We start from the raw sequence: 21847 nt of genomic DNA, 5'->3' as shown, positions 1-21847 counted from the left end.
AGTATCCCAGGTCTCAAAATCGAGACCTGGGATACTGCAGCTTTTGATTAGTTGATGGTGGTGTGGAGGCGGAGATCGCGGGACGATGCGCCGATGCTGAGTTCGCGTGCGCCTGCGGGCTTTTTCCAGGCTGTGTCTGCGGTGGACCAGTATTGGAGCTGGCGCTCTGCGACGTTAAGGGTGATGGTTTTGGATTCGCCTGCCGCCAGGTGGATACGATCGAATGCAACCAGAGAGCGGACAGGGAACTGCGCGCCGCTGGGAGCTTTAGCGGGTGCGCCTAGATAGATCTGCGGGACTTCATCGGAGGCGACGGAACCGGTGTTTTTGATGGTGACTGCTACATCAAGGCCATCCGAGGATTTCGATACTTTCAGGCCGGAGTAGGCGAAGGTGGTGTAGCTGAGTCCGTGGCCGAAGGCGAAGAGCGGGTCGATCTTTTCTTTATCGAACCAGCGATAGCCGATGTTCACGCCTTCCGAGTAAGTGGTTTTGCCGTCGATGCCTTTCTTTGAGCGCTCGGGATAGCGAGGATCGGTGGCGGGATAGTCCGTAAGCTGCTTGCCCCAGGTAACGGGAAGGCGACCTGCGGGTGAGACCTTGCCGAGTAGAAGATTGGCGGTAGACCAGCCGCCTTCATCGCCGGGCCACCACATTTCGAGAACGGCTTTGGCTTTGTCGATCCAGGGAAGAGCGACGGGTTGGCTGGTGTTGAGCACGACGATGGTATTGGGATTGACGGCTGCGATTTCCTCAACGAGCTTGTTCTGATCGCCGGGCAGGCCGAAGACAGGCTGGAGGCGTGTCCAGAGAAAGACGACCGCGGTCTTGGCGTGTTTTGCTGCTTCAATGGCGGCTTCGTGGTCGGCCTTGCGTTGCTCCGGGGTGTACCAGTTGAGCCGAAGCTGCACGGGTGCGTGCGAGGTGTCGGGGGAGGTTTTGATTTCGATGGCGTGCGGGCCGGCGGTGAGGTGAACGGCCCGGCGCACGTTGTCGAGGCCATCGGGGGTGGGAACCACGTTGTCCTGATTGGCCTGGAGGATGTCGCCATGGACGGTGCCCTGGATGACGCCGGTGGCGGCTACCTTTTTGCCATCGATGGAAAGCACGGCGTTGGTGCCGAGGGCCTGGAGATAGATCCAGTACTCACCTTCATGAGACGGAGTGAGTGTGCCTTTCCAGCTGAGCGTACCGTCGGGTGGAAGGGGATTGCCGTTCTTCTTTGTGAAGTCGATCTGCGTGTCGGTGCGGAGGTTGCGTGTGGTGGCTGGTCCACCGTTCACGTAGGTGGTGCGGGCGAGGCCGGGCTGGCCATCGTGGGTGAGCAGGGCTGCTGGGATGGTTGAGCCGGTGAAGTCGTCGTTGACGGCAAATTGAATGTTGCTGTTGCCGGAGATTTTCTTCATCGCGGCGAGTGGGCCGATTTGGCGTTCCGGCAGACCGACAGAGCGCTCGCCGTTAATGCCGATGGAGTCGACCTGAGCGGCGGTGGGGCCGATGAGAACTACCGAATCCAGGTCGGCAGCTTTGAGTGGAAGGGCATGGTTGTCATTCTTGAGAAGGACGGCTGCTTCTTCGCCGGTTTTCTCGATGATTTTGGCGTTCTCTTCAATAGCTTGTGTAGTGAAGTCGTGCTTCTGCATGCCATCGAGATAACCGAACTTTGCAATCTGCAGCAGGACGCGGCCTGCGGTGCGCGTGATGGTGGCTTCATCGACTGTGCCGTCCTTGAGGGCTTCGGCCATCTTCTTCGGGCTTTCCTTAAAGCCGAAGTCGCCGATGTTCATACCGCCGGGGTCCGGCTCCTCGGGAATATGACCGCCGAACATATCAGCAATCATGTCCTGCACGCTGTTTGCCGGCGGCTGCGGCGGGACGGGCTTGAAGTCAAAGAAAGATGGGATAGAGAAGGCTGCTCCAGCGCCGTCGGCGGGTTCGCCGGGCATTTCCATATCAAGGCCGGCAGTGATGAAGCCGACGGCATGGACTGCGCCCCAGTCTGAGGTGACGAAGCCCTTGAAGCCGATCTGGTCGCGAAGAATCGTTGTGAGAGTGTTCTTGTTACCGCATGCAAAGGTGCCGTTGACACGGTTGTAAGAGCACATGATGGATGAGACGCCAATCTTAGAAGCTGCGTCGAAAGGTGCGACGTAAATCTCATGGAGAGCCTGGTCATCCACGAAGATGTTGCCAGAGTCGGAGTCATAAGCAACGTAATGCTTGATCTGCGCCATGACGTGCTGGGATTGAATACCCTTCACTTCCGCTACGCCCATGATGGAGGTAAGAAACGGATCTTCGCCGAAGGTGTTATAGCCGCGGCCAAACTCCAGATCGCGGTCGATGTTGACGAAGGGCTGAAGAGCAACGTCGATGCCGAGAGCGCGGGCTTCACGACCGATAACGAGGCCGTTATCTTCGGCGGTCTTTGCGCTGAAGGTTGCGGCAACGCCCATGGTCGCGGTTTCAGCCTGCGAGGGATGGCGCGTGAGCACGCCGGGAGGGCCGTCTGCAAAACGCAGGCCGGGAATGCCGAGGCGCGGAACGCCGGCGAGATAACCTGCCTGGCCCTGATAGGCCTTTGGGTCTTCCTGCGTGCCGTGAATCAAGGTCAGCTTCTCCTTGAGGGTCATCTGCGAGAGAAGCTTGTCTACCTTGGGGTCTCCGGTGACAGTGGGAACCGATTGGCTGGAGGCGAGAGCGGAGCTGAGCAACAGCGTGCAGATTGCAAAGAGAGATCGAGAGCAAGAGACGATTTGGATGGTCCTGTGAGCAGAGTCCATTGTTTCTCCAAGAATGATGCGATGGCGATTGAAAGCGACGGGATGGAGTGTATCACTCGCTATGCGAAGCTGGCGTAGTGGGAGGCTGGCTGGGCATGCGATGGCGGGATCATTCTGTACGATGACATCTGAATGGGACCCTACAAGCTTTTAATCCGAGTCTGTATAGCCATTGTTCTTCTTTGTCTGCTGGCGGGCAGTGGTGGAGCTGCGTATAACGCGCTGAGTATTCGCCACTATCGTCAGATCGCCGGAGTTCCCGGCAAGCTTTACCGCATAGACGGCTACTCGATGCACCTGTACTGCACTGGACAAGCTACGCCAACGATTGTGCTGAGCTCCGGCCTGGGCGACGACTTTACAGGCTGGGCGAAGGTGCAGCCTGTGCTCTCGCAGCAGACGCGAGTTTGCTCGTACGATCGTGCTGGATTCGGCTGGAGCGAATCGCGGCCTGATGTTCAGGATGCCAATGCGGTCTCCTCGCAACTGCACCAGCTGATGGAGGCTGCTGCTGTTCAGCGGCCTTTTGTGCTTGTGGGACACTCCCTCTCAGGAATCTATCTACGATCTTACATCGCGCATTATCCTGGCGACGTAGCCGGGCTTGTCTTAGTTGATGGCTCCACTCCGCTTCAGGATGATCGCATTCCGAAGGAGCTGGTGAAGATTCAGGAAGACCAGCGCCGCCAGATGCCGTGGCAGAAGCTGCTCATGACGTTCGGGTGGTATCGGTTGCAAGGAATCTGTACGTCTGTCCCTCCGGGCTTTGAAGCCTATAGCGCATGGATCAAAGCCGATTCGTGCATTCCGTCACAGATGGACGCGGTGGAGAACGAGCTGGATGCGGTGCGGGCCTCAGGAGAAGAAACGATCCACGCTGGGCCTTTTGGCACCCTTCCGGTCCTGATCCTTTCACACGATCCGAACGTTCTGCCACCTAACTGGCCGGCAGCCATTTCAAAGGCCAATTCCATCGTGTGGAGTCAGATGCAGGAAGAGGCTAAGAGCCTGTCTGGCCAGAGCAAACGCATTATTGCCAAAGGTAGCGATCATTACATTCAGAACGACAGAGCAGATCTGGTGAATCGAGAGATTGCCTCGTTCGTAGTGATGATACGAAGTCATCAATCCTTCCCGGACAATGGATCCACGACGGAGGAGTAACCGCTGGGATATTGGAGTGAATGCATTTCGAGACGCATAACGAGAGCGTGGAATAGACTGGGAGCGTTATGTTCAGCCGTGTTTTGCTCGCCGCTACTCTCTGCATTGTGCCTGTGTGTGCCGCCCAGACCGATACCGGCCCTGGGGATGATGTTGCGGCATTGCATCATCTCATTGAGCAGTATGCCAAAGCCGTGGATACTGTCGACCTCAACCAGATGTCGCAAATATGGTCTCACTCGCCGGAGGTGTCATTCATCTATCCGCTGGGCGAGGAGCAAGGCCTGGATGCAATTGAGCAGAACGTTTTTCAGAAGGTCATGGGCGGCATGTTTTCAGCGCGTGAGCTTGCGATACACGATGCGATGATCCACGTGAACGGGGATGCGGCGTGGTCGGAGTTTCGCTGGACTTTTCATGCGACGATGCGTAAGGACGGATCGGCCGTGACGACGCATGGCGTTGAAACCCAGGTGTACCGCAAGGAATCCGGGAAGTGGCGGTTGATTCACGTCCACTACTCCGAAGACCACCAGGCCGCCCCCTAGCACTTGCCTGTGAGAGAGATCAGCACTGCATTCAATGGGAGAACTGTGCCCGGATCATAGCCCAGCGGGTTCCAGATATAATTAGCTGTCATTTTGAAATAGACCGATACCGGTAAAAGTTAGTCATTCTTTATATCCAGCTCTCTCAATGACGGAAATTTCATTCCATTCATTGCAGAACGATTTTTCTGGACTGGTTTTAGATACCACATACCCGTTACAGTGCAATCGGCCACAGCAGGAGGGCGTAATGTCTGGCTTCGCATATAGTATTTTTTTGCCTGCAAAAAGGCACCTGGGCCTGCTTGCATTTGTGGCGCTCGCGCTGTGCTGCCGAATCTCATTCGGTCAGAATAATGCTGCGAAGATGGGAACCCTGTCGGCCGTCGCTGCGGACGACAATTCTGGTACGGATCATACGGGCATAATGGACAGCCAGCCTGCTCCCGTGCAAAACGAGCGACCTGAGAGCGAACTGGCCTTTATGGGGCAGGGATCCTTTGGCCACTTTCATATTTTTGCGAACTCATGGTGGAGCAATCTTCATTTTGCCAGCGTGGAGTATGAGCGGCACTCGTGGGGACGGGCATTGGGAGCGCGATTGGATTATGCGGCCGAGGTGCAGCCGGTGATGCTGCTGAACCAATTGAAACACACAACTGTGTATGGTAATTCGGCAGGGACGGGTCGAGAGACACTCTATGGAGTCGGTATCATGCCGATTGGCACGAGGCTGCTGTGGCGTGATGGCAAGAGCTTCAAGCCGTATTTTGTGGCGAAGGGCGGGGTGCTCGCATTTGATAAAAAAGCGCTGTCACAATACTCGTCTTACATGGAGTGGAGCCTGCAGATTGGCGTGGGAACACAGTTCCGGCTGACTCCGCGGTGGGATGCGCGCGTGGGCTTTTCGTATTTTCATTTTTCAAACGGCTTTATCGTGCCGAGCAATCCGGGCCTGGACTCCGCGATGTACAGTGGCGGTCTGGTCTATCACCTGGGACACGGTTCTCACTAGGGCAACGGCAGTTCGTCATCAAGGCCTGCGGCGATGAGTTCCTGGCGGAGCGTGTCTGCGTTCGAGAATTGAATTGCCTGTATGCCAAGATCGCGTGCGGCGATGATGTTTTCCAGCCTGTCGTCGAGGAAGAGGGTTTCTTCCGGCTGCGTTCCGAGTTTGGCGAGAATGTGATGATAGATGGCCGGGTCAGGCTTGGCGATGAGCAGCTGATAGCTCCAGACCTGGACATCGAAGTTGGCAATCCAGGAGTGGGTGGCCAACAAGACTTCGAGCACGGAGTCACCCATGTTGGAGAGGATGCCGGTGAGCAGGCCGTGTTTCTTGAGCTGCGCTTGCCAGGCAACCATGCGCTCGTTCACCGTGGACCACATTTGCCCGTCCAGGAAGCTGAGGCGCTGAATCTCGGCCTCGGAGCGGATGAGTCCGCCATCGAGGATAAGCTTCTGCCAGAACTGCATGCCGGTGAGCTTGCCTTCATCGTAGGCATGGCGGTCGGCCCAGTAGAGCTCCTCAAAGCGATTGAGAGGAAGCCCGGTAAGGCGAACCAGTTCGGCGTGAGCCGCTGGGTCTTGTGGACTTGTGAGAACCATTCCATAGTCAAAGACAACCGCGCGCAGAGCCAATCGAGTCTCCTGTATCGGCACCCGTGTATGGTGAAAAAGGATGCCTGTTCTTATTGTGCCTGATGGGCGTGAGCAGGACGTTACTGGACGGCTGATGCGGTTTTCAAAGAGAACAGAGTGGAACACGGAGGAGAGCGCGCTGGCGCGGGCGCATCGCGAACGTGTGGGCGCCGGGCTGCCTGTGGCGGATCTGACGGCTTCGAATCCGACGCGGTGCGGGTTTGATTACGGCGCAAAGCTGCTGGAGTCGCTTAAGGATGACCGGGCGCTGGATTATGATCCGCAGCCGCTGGGACTGAAATCGGCGCGTGAAGCAGTGTGCAAGTACTATCTGGGTCACGATGTGCACGTGGGGCCGGAGCAGGTGGTGCTTACGACGAGCACCAGTGAGGCTTACAGCTATCTTTTCCGGCTGCTGTGCGATCCCGGGGCGGAGATTCTTGTGCCGCAGCCTGGGTATCCATTGTTTGATTTTCTGGCGGTGCTGGATGACGTGCGGCTGAAGAATGTTCCGCTGGTGTATGACCATGGATGGCAGATTGATCCGGAGGGATTTCGCAGAGCGATTACGGCTGAGACGCGGGCGATTATGCTGGTGCATCCGAATAATCCGACCGGGCACTTTACGAAGCCCTGGGAGGCTGAGGTTCTGGCGGGGCTGTGCCGGGAGCTCGGATTGAGCCTGATTGTGGATGAGGTGTTTCTGGATTATCCGATGCAGGGTGGATTGGAATTGAAAGCTGCCAGCTTTACGGCTGGTTTAGAAGGCGTGCCGGTTTATGTGGTGAGCGGGTTGAGCAAAATTGCGGGGCTTCCGCAGATGAAGGCGGCATGGGTTGTTGCGACGGGGCCGCAGCGCGCGGCGGCAATGGAACGGCTGGAGGTGATTGCCGATACCTTTCTCTCCATGAATGCGCCGGTGCAGTGGGCCATGGGACGGTGGCTGGAAGAGCGACAGGGAATTCAGGAGCAGATTCGGAAAAGGGTACAGGCGAATCTGGCGGAGCTGGACCGGCAGCTTGCAACTGAGCCGGTGGTACGGCGGCTGGGAGTGGAAGGCGGCTGGTATGCCATTCTGCGAATTGCGGCGCTCAAGCCCGATGAGCAGACGGTGCGTGAGCTGTTGGATGAGGGAGTTTGGGTGCATCCTGGGTATTTCTTTGGAATGCCGGAAGCCGGATGGCTGGTGGTGAGCCTGCTTGGTCCAGAGGCTGAATTTAGTAATGGGGTAACCAGGTTACTTAACTATTTAGGAACGAATCAGATCGGATATAAAAGTGGAGATCTGGTTTAAGTGTTAGATGAAGTTATCAGAGTAAGTTGTTGATTTAGATAGAGCGGTAATGTCAATCCAATTGCTTCACTCCAAATCAAAATTTCAAAAGTGAATTACAGCTGCAACGAAGACTGTGTGACCGGCACATAGTGTATGACATGACCAGAGCTCGTTGCGTTGCTGGGTTGTGGACACAACCTCGCCACAAGGAGAATCGTTATGGGCACATGGTCAGTTGGAGGGAATGCTTTAGGGAATGCTTCCCAGGGAAATCTTGGAACCACGGATAGCAACGCACTTGTCCTTGAAACCGCGGGCCTGGAACGGGCGCGCATAGACCCCTCTGGGAACGTTTATATCGGGATCGCGAACCCTGCAGCGGAGATTGCAATGTTGGCTCAGACAACCTTCCGGGTCGACTCTCCTGAGATATATCTGAGCCTGACGCCAAATGGCGGCGGACAGATTCGTATCGCCAACAATCAGAACGACAATAAGATTTACATCGAAGGCATGAGCTCCGATGGGAGCACGAGCGCAGCGGAGATGCTGCTGACCGGGGCTTTGGGCAGCACTCTTCCGCAGCTCTCGCTGATGGCGAATGCCACTGTCCTTAGTGGTAACTTGTACGTCTCGGGTAAGATTTACACCGCGGGCGGAGTTAGTTACGAGGAGCAGTTCAAAGCGTCTGAGAAGCGGTTACAGTCGCTGGAGGACGAATTGGCATTGATGCAGGCAGCGTTGGCTGAGGCACGGGCACATTCGTAGGCGTTGCGGCGCATTGATGTTCAAAAGGATGGGAGATTTGCGGCCTTGCTGCGGATCTCCCGTTTTTGTGGGTGTTTTGGCGGTTCAGCGGCTGCGGAATTGCAAAAATGGATTCATTTCGCGCTCTTCACCGATGGTGGTGTTGAGGCCGTGACCGGGGATGACGAGGGTATCTTCCGGCAGGACGAGCAGATGGGTGCGGATGGAATCGAGAAGCTGACGTCCGTTGCCTCCGGGCAGGTCTGTTCGCCCGATGGATCTGGCAAAGAGCGTATCCCCGGCAAAGAGCATCTTGAGTGGAGCGAAGTGAAGGCAGACTGAGCCTTGGGTGTGGCCCGGAGTATAGATAACCTGAGCGGGATAGCGGTCGAGGCCGACATTGAGGCCGTTTTTGAGGCTCTCATCGGGCGCGGCGACTTCCGGAGTTTCCAAGCCGAACATGCCGGCCTGCTGATCCATGATCTGGAGCAAAGGCAGGTCGTTTTCATTCATCAGGATGGGTGCGCCGGTGAGGCGCTTGAGCTTGAGCGCGCCGCCGACATGGTCAATGTGCGCGTGCGTGACGAGGATCTGCTTGAGCTTGAGACCGAGCTCGGTGAGGCGGTTGTGGATGCGGGAGATTTCTTCGCCAGGATCAATGACGATGGCTTCGTGAGTTTCCTCGTCGCCAAGGATGGTGCAGTTGCATTGGAAAGGGCCGACCGGGAAGGTTTCTAAAATCACTTTGTGATTTTAGAGGGAATAGAGAATAGGGACAACCCACCCCTGCGTGCAAAGATCGCACGCAAGGGACCCCGGTAGGGAATAGGAGAACGAGAAATGGCAGGCCGATGGGCCTGCCATTTGTTTATGTGAAGCTTTGTACCTACTTCTTGACCGGAGCGGACTGCGTTGTGCCGTCGAGGACGGAGCGCGAGTGCGTGGAGCGTACATAGAGCACGGTCAGGCTCAGCGATGTGAGCATGAAGATGACGGCTGCCCAGGCGGTGAGGCGCGTAAAGATGTTTGCGGCGGCACGGGGTCCAAAGGCTGTCTGCGAGCCCTGACCGCCAAATGCGCCGGCGAGATCAGCGGAGCGGCCCTGCTGGAGCAGCACGACGCCGATCAAAAAGAGACAGGCAACCACATGGATTGCGATGACGAAGTAAAGAAGAATCTGCATGGAAGGGTGCTTTCTCTGAAAAAACTACGCCGGATGGGCGCCTAAATTCTTGGTGCGGAGGAGGGGACTTGAACCCCTATGGAGTTACCCGCTAGCACCTCAAGCTAAGAATGAGTGTATCACGGTCTATCGCGTGGTGTTATGTTGTTGATTCTATTAGATACACTGTATCGCTCAGTATCGTGGTGTTTCGTACAACCACTACAAAACCACTACACTTTGCGGAGCTTCATACCGCGCTCCATAAACTCCTTCGCGACAGCCAAATCATCGCCATCTACGATATTGTACCGGCGCTCCATTGAGTCTGTCTTGTGGCCACTGATCTTCATCCGTATCACTTGTGGTACGCCATCACGCCGCATATTACGAACGGCGGTTCTACGAAGATCGTGGAAGTTTAGATCAGGAACTCCAGCCCCCTTACAGGCGTTCACCCAACCACCCCGGAAGTCCTTAATTTGCTGTCCCCCACGGTTGAATACCCAGGGCGAATCGGGCCATGATTCGTCGCGTTCCTTCTTTGAGGCAAGAAGTAAATCCCGCATGTCACCATCAAGGATCGGAACCGATCGGCCTTCCCGGCCCTTCGTCTCGTCAGGTTCAAGTCCAATCTCACTATTCTCGAAGTTGAGCTGTGGCCACTGAATCGCTAGGAGCTCTCCCTTTCGGATACCCGTTACATAGCCGCTGACAAACAGAGGCTTGAGTTCATGTTCTAGGGCATCACGGAGCTTGGCGTAAATCTCGTCTGACAGGAAGCCCTTTCGGACGGTCGTTTCCTTCACCATTGGAAAGTAGGGAACCGTATGCACCTTCGGAGGAGTTCTTTTCCGCGCGTTATGAAATGCAGTTCGCAGGATAGATAGCTCACGGTTTACGGTAGCGTTTGTGACCCCTTCGCCCGTCCGCTTCTCACGATAGCTCTCCAGCAGATCGGTAGAAAGCCTTGTCCCTCGCGTTCGCCCGAAGAACGGTCTTAGGCTCTTCTCGACAACCAGCTTCCAGATGTACCGCGTAGATTCTTCGATGTCGCTCTTGAGAACGTCATCCAGCAGTTCAGCGATGAGAACACTCTCTGCGGGACCGCCCGTGATCTCCCTGCGATGTTTCTTGCCCAGGAGCTTGTCGCGGAGCTTGATTGCTTCCGACTTCTTTGTTGATCTGCTCGATTGCGAGAGCTGCTTGTTATCGACCCAGACCTGAACCCACCAGATTGTTCCACGTAAGAAGATCGAGCCGCTGCCATACGCATTCTTGCCCATTACCTATTGTAGTTAGAAAAGCTAGTGCGTGCCGCGTCAGTAGGTATTCTTCTCAATCCATGCGTCCAGGTCACGGCGATGGAGATGAACCCTGCGTCCCATCCTCACCACCGGAATGTCACGCTGAAAGATGAGGTGTTGAACGGCTTGCTCTGTGCGCCCAAGATACACGGCAGCCTGTTTGACGTCCAGCAAGACGGGCTGAACGCCAGAAGGCGCGACGCGGGCAAACTCCAGCCGGAGCAATGATGCCACTTCGCCGGCTACTGCTCTCACGAGCACAGACATTGCCGGGCTCTTCATGTCTTCCGTCGCCATTCTCTCTGCTGAAGTCATTTGAGTGGGCCTCGCCTTCAAGGTTTCGCTTGCCGGAGTTGCGTGGTGTTTCCCCGCATACTCATACCCTCGAACCTGCGGGACATCCTGTCCAATACTTCGTACCTATGGCAAAACCTGACTTGGCATAGGTTTTGCGTATGCCGAAACTGTTAGACAAGCGAGAAGTCAGCGCCCAGGGCCGTTGACTTGTTGGATACCCGCGCCCATACTTCAGGGGAACGGGTCTTGACCTTTCACTCGTGTTGAATTACTTGCTGAGCTTCATCAACCAGTCCAGAGAGCGGGCCCCTATTAGTGTCAGACCTGGTCGAGTTTCGTAATCTCAAATATCTTATCGCCGTCGCCGAAGAAGGAAATATCACTCGCGCAGCGAAACGCCTCTACTTGGCGCAACCTTCCCTCAGCACGCAGATGAGAGGTTTGGAAGAAGCGTTGCAGGTTCCGCTCTTCATACGGGATCGCAATGGCGTTCATGCGACACCAGCCGCAGAGATATTAATCACTGGAGGACGTGAGCTTCTAAAGCTACGTGACGGCCTCATTGCGACCGCCCGCGCCTTGCATCGTGTAACGTTCACCCCGATGCGCCTGGGCTTCTCTTCATTCGTAGACCATGCTCTCTATGAAATGGTTTGCTCAGTGCATACATCGCTTTTCCCAGAGTGCGAAATCGCTTCGAGAAGTGGTGACAATGTTGAACTCCTCCTGCTCCTCCAAAAGGGGGAAATTGATGCTGCTTTGCTAGCACTTCCGATTAGCGGATCGGGATTCAAGACGTATCCCTTCACCAAGAGTCGCCTTGTCGTGTGCATGAAGTCGGACGACCCACTGGCGCGCTTGAAAGAGATTGCCCCTGCGGAACTTCAAGCAAAGTTGACGATCTTTCAGGAGCCAAAACAACATCCTGAAGCGCATCTCCGGCTCATGGAGATGCTTGATGAGGTAGGGATACGGGGTGATGTGGCGAGCAAGACAACGACTCCTCACAACATTCAATGGATGGTGGAATCGGGTCAGGGATATGCGCTGGTCCGCGAGGGGTCGGAGATGCACGTTGGTCTCGTCACTCGGCCTGTTACCGGCGTCACATGGACTGTGGATAGTGCGTTGATCCTGGGGAAGTCCACTTCACAGAAGACCGTTCCGGGGCTGATAAGAGAGTTGCGTAAGAGACTGCGGTTGCAAGTGTCTCCGTCGTCTGTGTCGAAGCCGCCGCGCTCTGTGCGCCCCGATATTGAAGACGAGAATCTTCGCCTCTTCGCATAGCGGTTCAGCCATAGGTAACCGCTATAAAATTCGACATTCCGCTTCAAATCGGCATAGGAGATAAGTATTGGACGTGCGCGGAAGCGCCGCCTAGTGTCATGGCTATCACGACCATCCCGGTCGTTGGAGGTGCCAATGACACGTATCCGAATCATCATTCCAGCAGCAACGATTGAGCGGACAAAGCTCTATCTGATACGCGGAGCAGCCCTGCTCCTATGCGTATTAATCTTCCCTCTCGCAGCTCATGCCTCGCCGTTCGATTCGGGTATCAGCTCCATCCAAACACTATTCACCGGGACCGTCGCCAAGGCTGCCAGTCTGATCGCAATTGTGATCGGCGGCTACACGTTCGCGCATGGGGAACCCGGTGCGAAGAAAACGCTTGCAGGTGTCGCCGCCGGAACCGGTATAGCGATCATGGCGACGAACATCCTCACATGGCTTTGGGGCTCTTAGCTCTGCCGCCGTCATCGTCCAGCGATCTAACTCACTTCACCTCCAACGACGTTCCACAGCGAGGGGTTTATGCCGGAAATAACTCAGAAGCGTCGCAACCGAGTCTTCAAGAGTCTGCATAAACCCCTCACCTATATGGGCATCGAACGCACACTTTTCTTCATGATTGCGGTATCAGCAGTGGGGATGTTCAACCTCTTCAGTTCGATCATCGGGGCCGTCCTAGTATTCATCGGCGGTTCCATCTTCGGACATTGGGTGACGAACTCCGATCCGGCTTTCCTCAAGATTCTCGGGCGCTCCGAGAAGTTCAAGCTGCGCTATGACGCGGCCAAGCAGACAGTCCCAAACGTAGAGGTGCGCTAATGCTCAATCTCTCTCGCGTCATCAAGCCGTGGAAGGAAGCGGACGCTCTCAGCGCCCACATCAACCTCTACGGTTTCTGGACAGAGACGGCTTTCCTCACCAAGAGCGGCGATCTTGGCATGGTTCTGAGCGTCACCGGCGTTGACTATGAAAGCCTTGACAACGATGAACAGCAGTATGCGGTGAAGCGGCTCGAATCCGCACTCAAATCGTTCGGCGAAGGCTTCCACGTCTACCAATATCTCTTCAAGACAAACCGGCCCGAGATTCCGTTTGCCGCTTACGATGACGAGCTGATCGACGCAGCCATTGACCAGCGGCGGCAATACTTCGAGTCCAAGCGCGACCGCCTCTATGAGGTGGAACTCTTCTACGTGATCGTGCTGGAGGGTGCGCGGTCGAAGACCGGCATCCTCTCCGCTCTCGCACGGATGCCGCGCGATCCCCAGGGCGGTATCCGTGAACTCAAAGCGCAGTTCACCAACGACAACATGAAGGTCTTGCTTCGCAAGCAGATCGACGCCGACATGGTGCGGCTTGAGCAGTGCGTCCAGAACTTTACTCGGCATCTCGCCGACCTTATGCCTATCGAGGTACAGGGGCAACAGGCGCAGTTCAGCTTCTTTCGTCGGCTCCTCAACTTCGATGACTGGCGGATCAAAGGCAAACCGCAATCGACCCAGTATCTCGACTTCCAGGTGGTGAACTCCAACATCGAAGCGGAGCGTGACCACCTCCGAGTAGGTGACCATTTCGTCCGCGTCCTGACAATGAAAGAGGCCATTGCGGAGACGCGGCCCTTGGTCCTTGACCGTCTTTTCAAGATTGAAGGCAACTTCTACGTGGTCACGGAGTGGACGCCGCTTTCGATGGCGAAGGCCCGCAAGGAAGTGGATAAGCGCCGCCGTCACTTCAACATGAGCAAATCTGGTTTCGTGTCGCAGATCGGCAGCGACCCGGCGAAGACGAACCAGCGTGACGTACTCATTGATGAGTCGAAGCAGGCGGACATCGAGAATCTTGGCGAGTGCCTGCGAGCGCTCGGCGACGGCCAGACGTTAGGCGATTTTTCGCTTACGGTCGTGCTGTACAGCACGGACCTCCAGACGATCAACCGGGAGATGGGCGAGTTTACTGGGGTGTTCACGAACGCCGATGGTGCGCTCTTCACCGAGACCTACAACCAGCTCAATGCCTTGTTTGCCACCGTTCCGGGCAACTACGCCCAGAACCTTCGCAAGATGTACCTGCTCAATTCCAACTACGCTGACCTCTCGTTTCTTTTCACCATTCACCCCGGCGAGAAAACGAACCCCCACCTTCGTTCGGAGTATCTGGCGGTCTTGGAGACGGACAACGCCACGCCCTACTACCTCAACCTCCATAACGGCGAGGTGGCGCACACGCTCATCCTCGGCATGACAGGTTCAGGCAAAAGTTTTCTATGTAATTTCTTGCTCACGAATGCCCAGAAATATCGGCCGCAGACGTACATCTTCGACATCGGCGGCTCATTCCAGTCGCTTACGGAGATCTTCGGCGGGACGTATTTGAACGTCGGCCAGGAGAACCGGGACTTCACCATCAACCCGTTCAGCCTCCCGGAGACAAAGGAGAACATGCAGTTTCTCTTCTCCTTCTTTCGTGTGCTCATCGAGGGTAACGACAAGCGTTACCGGCTCGATTTCAAGGAAGAGCGCAAGCTGTGGGAAGCGATAGAGCGGATGTACGTCGTTTCCCCGGAGCAGCGGACACTCTCCACCTTCAGCCAGATCATCGGGGAGCTGAAGGAACGTCTCCACCGTTGGACCAAGGAGGGGCAGTACGGCTTTCTCTTCGACAACGTGGAAGACACGCTTAGCTTCGCCAGCTTCCAGACGTTCAATTTCGCCGGCTGGGGTGATGCGCCCGAGGTATTGGAGCCGTTGCTCTTCTACGTCCTTCACCGGGCCAGCAACGAGATTGCAAACCCCGCGAAGCTGGCGACCTTCAAGACGTTCCTGCTTGATGAGGCTTGGCTATTCATCAAGAACGAAACCATCCGCACCTATATTGTGGCCGCACAGAAGACCTGGCGGAAGCATAACGCGGCGATGATTCTGGCCACGCAGTCCATCAAGGAGCTTGAGGAATCGGGGATGCTGGCTGTCGTGGCCGAGAGCTGCCCGACCAAGATCTTCCTCGCAAACCCCGAGATGAATCGCCAGGTCTACCGCGAGGCGTTCCACCTCAATGACACCGAAATCGATATCATCGCCGATCTCATTCCACCCGGCGAGATGCTGATTCGCAAGGCGCAGTCCAGCAAGAAGGTTCGGCTCAATGTCGATTCCGTCTCGTACTGGATTGCGACCAACAACGCCCGCGACAACCTGCTCAAGCGGGAGGCTTTCGCGCAATACGGAATCGCAGAGGGCGTTCGCCAACTCGCTTCCACTCACCCATTTCAACCGCGCCACTAAGGAGTTCCCATGAAGAGCCTGAAGACAACAACCATCGCACTTGTGTTCGCCATCGTGGGAAGCGTGGCAGTCTGCGCCCAGACTGCCTCCCGCAATGTTTCTTACCACTCGCAGGACATCGTGCCGATCAGGGCGAAGGTGAAGTACACGACGCTCATTGTTGTCCCGGCGACCGAGAAGATCATGGAGGCTGCGACCGGAGATAAGGACTTCTGGATTGTGGATGTGGTTGGCAACTTCTGCTTCGTTCATCCAGCCAAGGCGGGCATCAGCTCGAACCTCAACCTGATTACGGACAAGGGCAATATCTACAGCTTCACTTTGACCGACATCACCGCGTCGGGCGGCGACCCCGATCTCAAGGTCATCATCCAGCCAGCGGATGCTTCCAATATCGTTGCGGCGAATGGACCAGCCCAATATGTTCCAGCCGCCCAGCTTGAACAGGCCCATCAACAGATATCGACGCTTCAGTCTCACGTAGGAGCAACCGTCGATGAGTACAAGAGTGCCTACCCGCTTGCGTTGAAGTTTGACTACACGTTCAAGTTGAACGAAGCTCCCTTCGATATCCAGTCGATCTACCACGACGACAAGTTCACCTACATCAAGACCAATGCACCGGAGAAATTTAGCGTGTACGAGATGCGGGACGGCAAGCCAAACCTCATCAACTACGACCTCCGCGACGGGACGTACATCATCCCGAAGGTCATGGACAACGGGTACGTCGAACTCGGCAAGAAAAAGATGGACTTCACGAGGAAGGGGTAACGTCATGGCCGATACCGTCACCACAGCAGCAGACGCGAAGCTCACCGACCACACGACCCAGCCCAAAGGCGTTCTCCAAAAGAACCTCAAGATGTTTCTCTATCTAGGAGCGGTCGTGCTCCTCATCCTGGCTACCGTCATCAGTTCCCGGAAGAAGGCTCCGACCGATGCTGAGAAGGCCAAGGCCAACGGGCCGCAGCCCTATGTTCAGGACAACACGGCGACCAATGTAGACGCTCTGCAGCGTCAGCTTGGAGCTGACAAGCTGAAAGCACAGCAGGACGCGCAATTGGCAGCCTCAACCAGCAACCCAGCGGCGGGAGGCACAGGAGCGCAGCAGGCGGCAGCGTCGGGTTTCGGCCCCGACGGGCGTCCACTCGCCCAGTCAGGAACCTATCTCGCCAATGGGCAGCAGAATGGCACACAGGCCAACGGCCAGCCCCAGCTCACGCCCTCCCAGCAAGCCGGACAGCAGCTTGCGGCGACCGAAAAGGAACGGGCAGACACAGCACGATTCTCGTCCAACATCGCCTATGCGCGGCCAGCGGAGCAGGCCACGCCCCAGCAGCAGAATGTATCCCAGCCCTCCGGTGCGCCCCAGAACCCCTTTGCTGCCGCCGTGCAGGCAGGTCAGCCAACCGCATTGACCACGGCTAGAGCAGCAGGAGAACAAAGGACTTCCGGCGATCAGATACCCGCGACAGAGTACAAACGCCCGTCCGAGGTCAATATCGACAATGCCGTGGGCCAGCCTTATGTCATCTACGAAGGATTGACGCTGGATACCGTGTTGATGAACCGCTTGGATGGTGACGCGGTGGGACCGGTGAAGGTTCTTGTGTCGAATCCCGTGTATTCCCATGACCATCAGCACATACTCATACCAGAAGGAACGATCGTGCTGGGCGAAGCCCGCAAGATCGGTAGTGCCGGGTTCGGACAACAGCGCCGGATTTCCGTTGCCTTTCATCGTCTGCTCATGCCGGACGGATACAGCGTGGACTTAGACCAATTCCACGGCCTCGACCAGATCGGAGAGGAGGGACTAAAAGACCAGGTCAACAATCACTATCTCCAGATCTTCGGAACGTCGATTGCACTCGGCGTCATCTCCGGTGCCTCTCAAATCAGCCAGGGCGGATCAAACCTAAACAGCTCAGGCTCGCAGTCCTTTACCAACGGTGCAGCTTCGAGCGTGTCGCAATCAGCTACGACGATTCTCGACAAGTTCATCCAGATTCCACCCACAATCACAATCCGAGAAGGGCACCGCGTGAAGGTCTACTTTACGCAAGATATGCTCTTGCCGGCTTATGAGAATCACCGCATCGCGCAGTCATTCTAAGGAGCTTCCATGCGTCAAGCCCTCGTCATCGCCTTTGCATTCGCCGCCCTCTTATTGTCGGGCTGCAAAAGTAAGGAACAGAAAAGCCAAGATCTCACGGCTGCATATCAGGCCGCGAATGCCGCATATCAAAAAGACTGCTCTGCATCGACCTCGGATCAAGACGGAAAGGCGATTGTTGGCTCAGCATTCGGGAATAAGCCTTCGCCGCAACAGCAGGCCGTGATTGACCAACATCAGCGCGATGCGGAAGCCCGAAAGAGCAGCCCGCATTGCAAGGAGTTAGAGGCTCAGCGCGACGACATAACGAAGAAGATGCTCGTTCAGTAATGCGCCTAGCCAAGAGTTTCCATAGTCGTCCCCTAACGCAATCTAACCTCCACCGACCCCTACAAGGAGAACCACCATGAAGGGATTAATCCTAACCGTCCTATTGGCCGTCACCACTTCAGCCAATCCAGCGCACGCACAGTTTGGCGTGGGCGTAGTGTTAGACCCCACCCAATCCGCCCATGCCGTGCAACAACTCGTACAAGCCAGCCAGCTCTACACAACGACGATCAAGACAACCCAGAACGTCATGCAAGCGTACAACCTTGCCCAGCGGATGGCGACAGCGCCATCCAGCTACTACACGGCGTACACCAACATGGCGCAGCAAACTTGGGCACCGGTTGCTCACCCTGCCAATACCTACGGCAATTCGCTTCCGTGGACCACTTCGGCGACGAACGGCAGCGGAGCGGCGGCAGCTAACCAAGGAGCAAGTATCCAGCGAACAGGTCAAATATCTGGCTATGGCTCGCTGAGCGCGCAAGGCCAACAGGCTATTGCCGCGCAGGGTGCAACCGCTGATTTGGGAGATGCAGTAAATACAACCAGCTTACAAACGATTGGCACGGTGCGGGCAAACGCTCCGCAACGCGAGGCCGACATCAAAACGCTGGAAACCGCCAGTCACTCCACAGATCCCACCCAACAGACAGACCTTGCGACATTGCAGCGCATCAACCAGGCGATGCTCTTGCAGCTCCGTACACAGCAGGAAGCAAGCCAGATGACGCAGGCTCAGAGCTTGCAACAGATGGTGCAACAGAAACAGCAGCAGGACGGATTGAAGATGTCCATGCAGGCTGCTGATGGCTACGAAAGCAATTATGCGACTCATACCAGCACAGACAAAAGTGGAGTGAGCAAGGCATTCAGCTACTAGACGTTCGGCTACAAGCCATGGGGGGGCGATTATGGGATTCCAATTACTCAACTTCATCGCGCAGCAATGCCAGTCATTGACCGCAAGTACGGCACCGACCATCGACGCGATTGGACTCCGCATCGTTCTCTCACTCGCGACCATCATGCTCGTTTGGTACGGCATTCAGGAAGCGCTTGCATCCGCCCAAGGTGGGCAGGGATTCAACATGGCCCGCTTCCTCAACTTCTTTATGCTCATCAGCTTCGCATATATGTTCGTGCTCTATTACGACAGCACTATTCCAGGCATCGGCTATTCGCTCAAGAGTTTCATCAGCGATGGAACGACCGATCTTGCTAACACCATCGGATACGATGCGACCAATTCGATGCTGCAATCCATCGACACAAGTTTGCAGAAGTCTGGGCCTGGCATTGCGATGTTCACCGCGCCGTACATGATAGTCGCCTACATCATGAATCAGCTTTCACTTGCAATCCTCGCGGCGCTTGTCTCGGTCATCATCGCCTATGGTGAGATAGCCGCAGCAATCATCGGTCTTCTCGGTCCTATTTTCATTCCCTTTCTCATCATCGAGAAGCTGGAGTTTCTCTTCTGGGGTTGGCTCAGGGCGTTCCTCAGTTTCTCCTTTTACAAGGTGGTCGCAGCCGCAACGATGAGCATCCTCGGACATCTCTATATGTCCTCCGCGACGAACCTTATGGACTTCACCAATCCGATCAAGATGTTGCAAAACTTTCCCTTCATCATCCTGCTCACGGTCGTCAATATCTTCATCCTCATCAAGATTCCGGCAATCACCGCCTCCATCTTTTCCGGTAGCAGCAGCGGTCACGACGCAGGCATGGGTGCCATCACCGGTGCCATCACCGCAGGAATCATGAAGTAAACGGAGATCCCACATGCCAGCTCAAGAGACGAAATCACCCGAGATTACACGCGCAGCGGAACGCTATCTGGAGCAGTATGGCGACCCGCTCGTGATGAACACCTATCTGAAGATCACGATCCTTGTCCTGGGCGTCGTCTGCCTGATGCTAGGCGCACTCACCTTCAAGAGCCAAAAGGCTCTCGCTGGGATGAAACCGCTTGTCATCCGCATCAACGATGTGGGACACGCGGACGCAATCGACTATCGGAATTATGACTACAAACCGCAGGAGGCAGAGAACAAGTATTACCTCTCGCGGTGGGCCACGCTCTACTTCCAGCGCAATCGCTATACCATCGAGCGCGACCAAACCCAGGCGCTTTACTTCCTTAATTCGGATGTGCAGCAGGCAGTCATTCGGCAGGAGCAGTTGAGCAAGACGATTACCACTTTCCAGCAGGACAGCACGCTCCCTTATGTCGATATCAATATCAAGAGCGTCGTCCTCGACGACCTCCGGCAGTCGCCCTATTCGGCGCGGATTGAGTTTGAGAAGGTCTACACCAACGCCAACGACCATTCGGAGATCAAGACGGAGCGTTGGACCGCCAGTGTGACCTATGTCTTCGCCGATCACGTCGAGAACAACGCGCTCGCCTTCAATCCGCTTGGACTCACTATCGTTCGTTACCGCGCAGACCAGGCATTCAACTAGGAGTTGATATGAACCACGATCTTGACCTCCTCATATCGTTTCTCCAGCCCATCAAAGAGCTACTGCTTGACGACACGGTGAGCGAGATTATGGGCAATCCCAACGGTCAGTGGTGGTTTGAGCGCGGGGGCAAGTTGGAGCACGCGGAGATCGTCTTCGATGCGAAAGCACTCCGTACCGGCCTTGAGGTGATTGCAAACAAGCTGAGCCGCAAGCTGGACGAGGCGCACCCGCTATTGAATGCCCAACTGCCGGACGGTAGCCGCCTCGCGGCGGTTCTCCCGCCCGTTGTGCGGCCCAACCCCGCAGTCACGATTCGCAAGTTTTCCAAGACCCGGTTCAGCATCGCCGACCTCATTCAAACTGGCGCGATGACGCCGGAGATAGGTGCGACACTGAGCGGCTATATCGAGGCCGGGAAGACGATGCTGATTAGCGGCGGAACTGGCGCGGGCAAGACCAGCTTGCTGAACGCACTCGCTGATTACATCCCCGAGGAAGAGCGCATTGTGGTGATCGAAGACACGTCCGAGCTGCGTATTGGCAAGCCAAATCTATTGGCGTCGGAGTGCCAGACAGAATCACACACCGGCACGGTGAGCTTCAATGACCTGTTGAAGGCCGCGCTGCGGTGGAGGCCCGACCGCATCATCCTCGGCGAGGTGCGTGGCGAGGAAGCCCGCACACTGCTCGATTCGTTCAATACCGGGCACGCGGGTTCGATGGCGACGATTCATGCCAGTTCTGCGGTGAAGGCCCTCCGCAGATTCGGTGAATTGGCAATGCGTTCGCACCAGCAATCGAATCGGGACGACATCTCGGCGGAGATCGCCGAGACGGTTCAGATCGTCGCCCAAGTTGGCAGGTTCGCCGATGGTCGCAAAGTGAGCGAGATTATCGCTGTGCGTGGATATGACCGCACGACCAAACAATTCATGTACGACACCATCTTTGATCTCGCAGGTGAGCGCGATGTCCCAGCAATCCACCCAATCATTTCAACCAGCAACAAGAGGGAGAACGTCCATGCCATTGCTTGAGATCACAACCAGCCGTAAAGTCACTGCCACCGTCTCGCTTGAAGAGCCCACTGCAAACCTCGTCAATCAATATGCCGCATTTACCCGAGTAGCCGCTGACGATGTGGTGAATAAAGCACTCGAATACGTCTTCACCAAAGACAAGGACTTCCAGAAATATATCGGGGCACCGAACGATTCAAAGCCGATCCATCCATTGCGTATCAAGCGTAATGGCGAGGATAGGCCAAAGGGAACGCCGGGGCGTAAGCCGGCAACATCAGTGCCAGCTCAGACAGCGATTCCCACGGCTCATGCAGCGGTGAAGTAATGAGTATTGCCCCCTCAATGATTTGTGCCGGGATGGAAGCGGTGCTACGCACCGGATGAATTATGACACTCCACCCC

23 protein-coding genes are annotated in these 21847 nt (G+C 55.9%); 17 read left to right on the top strand and 6 right to left on the bottom strand.

Translation table 11 applies throughout. The annotated features are described in order from the left end of the window. Positions 1–47 precede the first annotated feature (47 nt). Positions 48–2714, bottom strand: a complete 2667-nt coding sequence (locus tag VO84_RS03550; RefSeq protein WP_231737759.1) for a beta-glucosidase — start codon at positions 2712–2714, stop codon at positions 48–50. Positions 2715–2915: 201 nt separating this feature from the next. Here VO84_RS03550 and VO84_RS03545 point away from each other — a divergent pair, with 201 nt between their 5' ends. The 3 genes from VO84_RS03545 to VO84_RS03535 all read left to right on the top strand — a co-directional run bounded on the left by VO84_RS03545 (position 2916) and on the right by VO84_RS03535 (position 5510). After that, complete coding sequence (locus tag VO84_RS03545) at positions 2916–3947, top strand: alpha/beta fold hydrolase (protein WP_082661665.1); 1032 nt, start codon at positions 2916–2918, stop codon at positions 3945–3947. A gap of 68 nt (positions 3948–4015) precedes the next feature. Beyond that, positions 4016–4495 (top strand): YybH family protein, encoded by a 480-nt coding sequence (locus VO84_RS03540; protein WP_058185890.1) that lies wholly within the window; start codon positions 4016–4018, stop codon positions 4493–4495. Positions 4496–4772: 277 nt separating this feature from the next. Further along, on the top strand, positions 4773–5510 hold the full coding sequence (locus VO84_RS03535) for an acyloxyacyl hydrolase (protein WP_197413876.1): 738 nt from the start codon (positions 4773–4775) through the stop codon (positions 5508–5510). Here VO84_RS03535 and VO84_RS03530 read toward each other — a convergent pair. Further along, complete coding sequence (locus VO84_RS03530; RefSeq protein ID WP_058185888.1) at positions 5507–6136, bottom strand: HAD family hydrolase; 630 nt, start codon at positions 6134–6136, stop codon at positions 5507–5509. The two genes, VO84_RS03535 and VO84_RS03530, sit on opposite strands and share 4 nt — an antisense overlap. Positions 6137–6176: 40 nt before the next feature. Between VO84_RS03530 and VO84_RS03525 the strand changes: the two genes are divergently transcribed. After that, the gene (locus VO84_RS03525) at positions 6177–7430 is read left to right on the top strand and encodes a pyridoxal phosphate-dependent aminotransferase (protein ID WP_231737758.1); all 1254 of its coding nucleotides are present in this window, start codon (positions 6177–6179) and stop codon (positions 7428–7430) included. A 201-nt stretch (positions 7431–7631) separates the two neighbouring features. Next, entirely contained in the window at positions 7632–8180 is a 549-nt protein-coding gene (locus VO84_RS03520) for a hypothetical protein (RefSeq protein ID WP_058185887.1), read from the top strand. A gap of 84 nt (positions 8181–8264) precedes the next feature. Here the strand turns inward: VO84_RS03520 and VO84_RS03515 are convergent, their stop codons facing one another. The 4 genes from VO84_RS03515 to VO84_RS03500 form a co-directional block, all read right to left on the bottom strand. After that, positions 8265–8903 (bottom strand): MBL fold metallo-hydrolase, encoded by a 639-nt coding sequence (locus VO84_RS03515; protein ID WP_058185886.1) that lies wholly within the window; start codon positions 8901–8903, stop codon positions 8265–8267. A gap of 142 nt (positions 8904–9045) precedes the next feature. Then, a complete protein-coding gene (gene secG / locus VO84_RS03510; protein WP_058185885.1) occupies positions 9046–9342 on the bottom strand; it encodes a preprotein translocase subunit SecG in 297 nt (98 codons plus the stop codon). 212 nt (positions 9343–9554) lie between these two features. Further along, positions 9555–10607 (bottom strand): tyrosine-type recombinase/integrase, encoded by a 1053-nt coding sequence (locus tag VO84_RS03505; protein WP_058185884.1) that lies wholly within the window; start codon positions 10605–10607, stop codon positions 9555–9557. Positions 10608–10643: 36 nt separating this feature from the next. Beyond that, on the bottom strand, positions 10644–10925 hold the full coding sequence (locus VO84_RS03500; RefSeq protein WP_058185883.1) for a helix-turn-helix domain-containing protein: 282 nt from the start codon (positions 10923–10925) through the stop codon (positions 10644–10646). 315 nt (positions 10926–11240) lie between these two features. On the opposite strand from VO84_RS03500, the gene VO84_RS03495 reads away from it, so the two are divergent. From VO84_RS03495 to VO84_RS03440, 12 genes are all read left to right on the top strand, one after another. Continuing rightward, positions 11241–12212, top strand: coding sequence for a LysR family transcriptional regulator (locus VO84_RS03495; RefSeq protein WP_058185882.1), 972 nt, complete (start codon positions 11241–11243; stop codon positions 12210–12212). Between the two features lie 135 nt (positions 12213–12347). Continuing rightward, the gene (locus tag VO84_RS03490; RefSeq protein WP_058185881.1) at positions 12348–12671 is read left to right on the top strand and encodes a TrbC/VirB2 family protein; all 324 of its coding nucleotides are present in this window, start codon (positions 12348–12350) and stop codon (positions 12669–12671) included. Between the two features lie 69 nt (positions 12672–12740). Further along, positions 12741–13037, top strand: a complete 297-nt coding sequence (locus VO84_RS03485; protein WP_058185880.1) for a VirB3 family type IV secretion system protein — start codon at positions 12741–12743, stop codon at positions 13035–13037. Continuing rightward, a complete protein-coding gene (locus tag VO84_RS03480; RefSeq protein ID WP_058185879.1) occupies positions 13037–15499 on the top strand; it encodes a VirB4 family type IV secretion system protein in 2463 nt (820 codons plus the stop codon). The genes VO84_RS03485 and VO84_RS03480 overlap by 1 nt, the downstream gene beginning before the upstream one ends. Before the next feature lie 9 nt (positions 15500–15508). Then, a complete protein-coding gene (locus VO84_RS03475; RefSeq protein WP_058185878.1) occupies positions 15509–16273 on the top strand; it encodes a TrbG/VirB9 family P-type conjugative transfer protein in 765 nt (254 codons plus the stop codon). Between the two features lie 4 nt (positions 16274–16277). Continuing rightward, the gene (locus tag VO84_RS03470; RefSeq protein ID WP_058185877.1) at positions 16278–17618 is read left to right on the top strand and encodes a TrbI/VirB10 family protein; all 1341 of its coding nucleotides are present in this window, start codon (positions 16278–16280) and stop codon (positions 17616–17618) included. A gap of 9 nt (positions 17619–17627) precedes the next feature. Continuing rightward, a complete protein-coding gene (locus VO84_RS03465) occupies positions 17628–17948 on the top strand; it encodes a hypothetical protein (protein WP_058185876.1) in 321 nt (106 codons plus the stop codon). Positions 17949–18024: 76 nt separating this feature from the next. Continuing rightward, positions 18025–18831: a hypothetical protein gene (locus VO84_RS03460; protein WP_157439703.1), complete on the top strand. Its 807-nt coding sequence runs from the start codon at positions 18025–18027 to the stop codon at positions 18829–18831. A 31-nt stretch (positions 18832–18862) separates the two neighbouring features. Continuing rightward, positions 18863–19723, top strand: coding sequence for a type IV secretion system protein (locus VO84_RS03455; RefSeq protein WP_058185874.1), 861 nt, complete (start codon positions 18863–18865; stop codon positions 19721–19723). A gap of 13 nt (positions 19724–19736) precedes the next feature. Next, positions 19737–20420 (top strand): VirB8/TrbF family protein, encoded by a 684-nt coding sequence (locus VO84_RS03450; RefSeq protein ID WP_058185873.1) that lies wholly within the window; start codon positions 19737–19739, stop codon positions 20418–20420. Between the two features lie 8 nt (positions 20421–20428). Beyond that, complete coding sequence (locus VO84_RS03445) at positions 20429–21460, top strand: CpaF family protein (protein WP_058185872.1); 1032 nt, start codon at positions 20429–20431, stop codon at positions 21458–21460. Continuing rightward, complete coding sequence (locus tag VO84_RS03440) at positions 21447–21770, top strand: hypothetical protein (protein ID WP_058185871.1); 324 nt, start codon at positions 21447–21449, stop codon at positions 21768–21770. Before VO84_RS03445 ends, VO84_RS03440 begins: the two co-directional genes overlap by 14 nt. The last annotated feature ends 77 nt before the right edge of the window (positions 21771–21847 follow it).

The sequence above is a fragment of the Occallatibacter gabretensis genome (assembly GCF_001449115.1).
In the GTDB taxonomy this organism is placed as follows: domain Bacteria; phylum Acidobacteriota; class Terriglobia; order Terriglobales; family Acidobacteriaceae; genus Telmatobacter; species Telmatobacter gabretensis.
The sequence above is the reverse complement of the archived record's forward strand: the minus strand, read 5'-3'. Positions and strand labels throughout refer to the sequence as shown.

What these genes read in the sequence shown, in the direction of transcription:
- VO84_RS03450 (WP_058185873.1), top strand. Translation starts at nt 19,737, where the DNA reads ATGCCAGCTCAAGAGACGAAATCACCCGAGATTACACGCGCAGCGGAA.
- VO84_RS03475 (WP_058185878.1), top strand. Translation starts at nt 15,509, where the DNA reads ATGAAGAGCCTGAAGACAACAACCATCGCACTTGTGTTCGCCATCGTG.
- VO84_RS03470 (WP_058185877.1), top strand. Translation starts at nt 16,278, where the DNA reads ATGGCCGATACCGTCACCACAGCAGCAGACGCGAAGCTCACCGACCAC.
- VO84_RS03500 (WP_058185883.1), bottom strand. Translation starts at nt 10,925, where the DNA reads ATGGCGACGGAAGACATGAAGAGCCCGGCAATGTCTGTGCTCGTGAGA.
- VO84_RS03490 (WP_058185881.1), top strand. Translation starts at nt 12,348, where the DNA reads ATGACACGTATCCGAATCATCATTCCAGCAGCAACGATTGAGCGGACA.
- VO84_RS03520 (WP_058185887.1), top strand. Translation starts at nt 7,632, where the DNA reads ATGGGCACATGGTCAGTTGGAGGGAATGCTTTAGGGAATGCTTCCCAG.
- VO84_RS03545 (WP_082661665.1), top strand. Translation starts at nt 2,916, where the DNA reads ATGGGACCCTACAAGCTTTTAATCCGAGTCTGTATAGCCATTGTTCTT.
- secG (WP_058185885.1), bottom strand. Translation starts at nt 9,342, where the DNA reads ATGCAGATTCTTCTTTACTTCGTCATCGCAATCCATGTGGTTGCCTGT.
- VO84_RS03460 (WP_157439703.1), top strand. Translation starts at nt 18,025, where the DNA reads ATGAAGGGATTAATCCTAACCGTCCTATTGGCCGTCACCACTTCAGCC.
- VO84_RS03465 (WP_058185876.1), top strand. Translation starts at nt 17,628, where the DNA reads ATGCGTCAAGCCCTCGTCATCGCCTTTGCATTCGCCGCCCTCTTATTG.
- VO84_RS03540 (WP_058185890.1), top strand. Translation starts at nt 4,016, where the DNA reads ATGTTCAGCCGTGTTTTGCTCGCCGCTACTCTCTGCATTGTGCCTGTG.
- VO84_RS03445 (WP_058185872.1), top strand. Translation starts at nt 20,429, where the DNA reads ATGAACCACGATCTTGACCTCCTCATATCGTTTCTCCAGCCCATCAAA.
- VO84_RS03480 (WP_058185879.1), top strand. Translation starts at nt 13,037, where the DNA reads ATGCTCAATCTCTCTCGCGTCATCAAGCCGTGGAAGGAAGCGGACGCT.
- VO84_RS03525 (WP_231737758.1), top strand. Translation starts at nt 6,177, where the DNA reads ATGCCTGTTCTTATTGTGCCTGATGGGCGTGAGCAGGACGTTACTGGA.
- VO84_RS03440 (WP_058185871.1), top strand. Translation starts at nt 21,447, where the DNA reads ATGCCATTGCTTGAGATCACAACCAGCCGTAAAGTCACTGCCACCGTC.
- VO84_RS03505 (WP_058185884.1), bottom strand. Translation starts at nt 10,607, where the DNA reads ATGGGCAAGAATGCGTATGGCAGCGGCTCGATCTTCTTACGTGGAACA.
- VO84_RS03485 (WP_058185880.1), top strand. Translation starts at nt 12,741, where the DNA reads ATGCCGGAAATAACTCAGAAGCGTCGCAACCGAGTCTTCAAGAGTCTG.
- VO84_RS03455 (WP_058185874.1), top strand. Translation starts at nt 18,863, where the DNA reads ATGGGATTCCAATTACTCAACTTCATCGCGCAGCAATGCCAGTCATTG.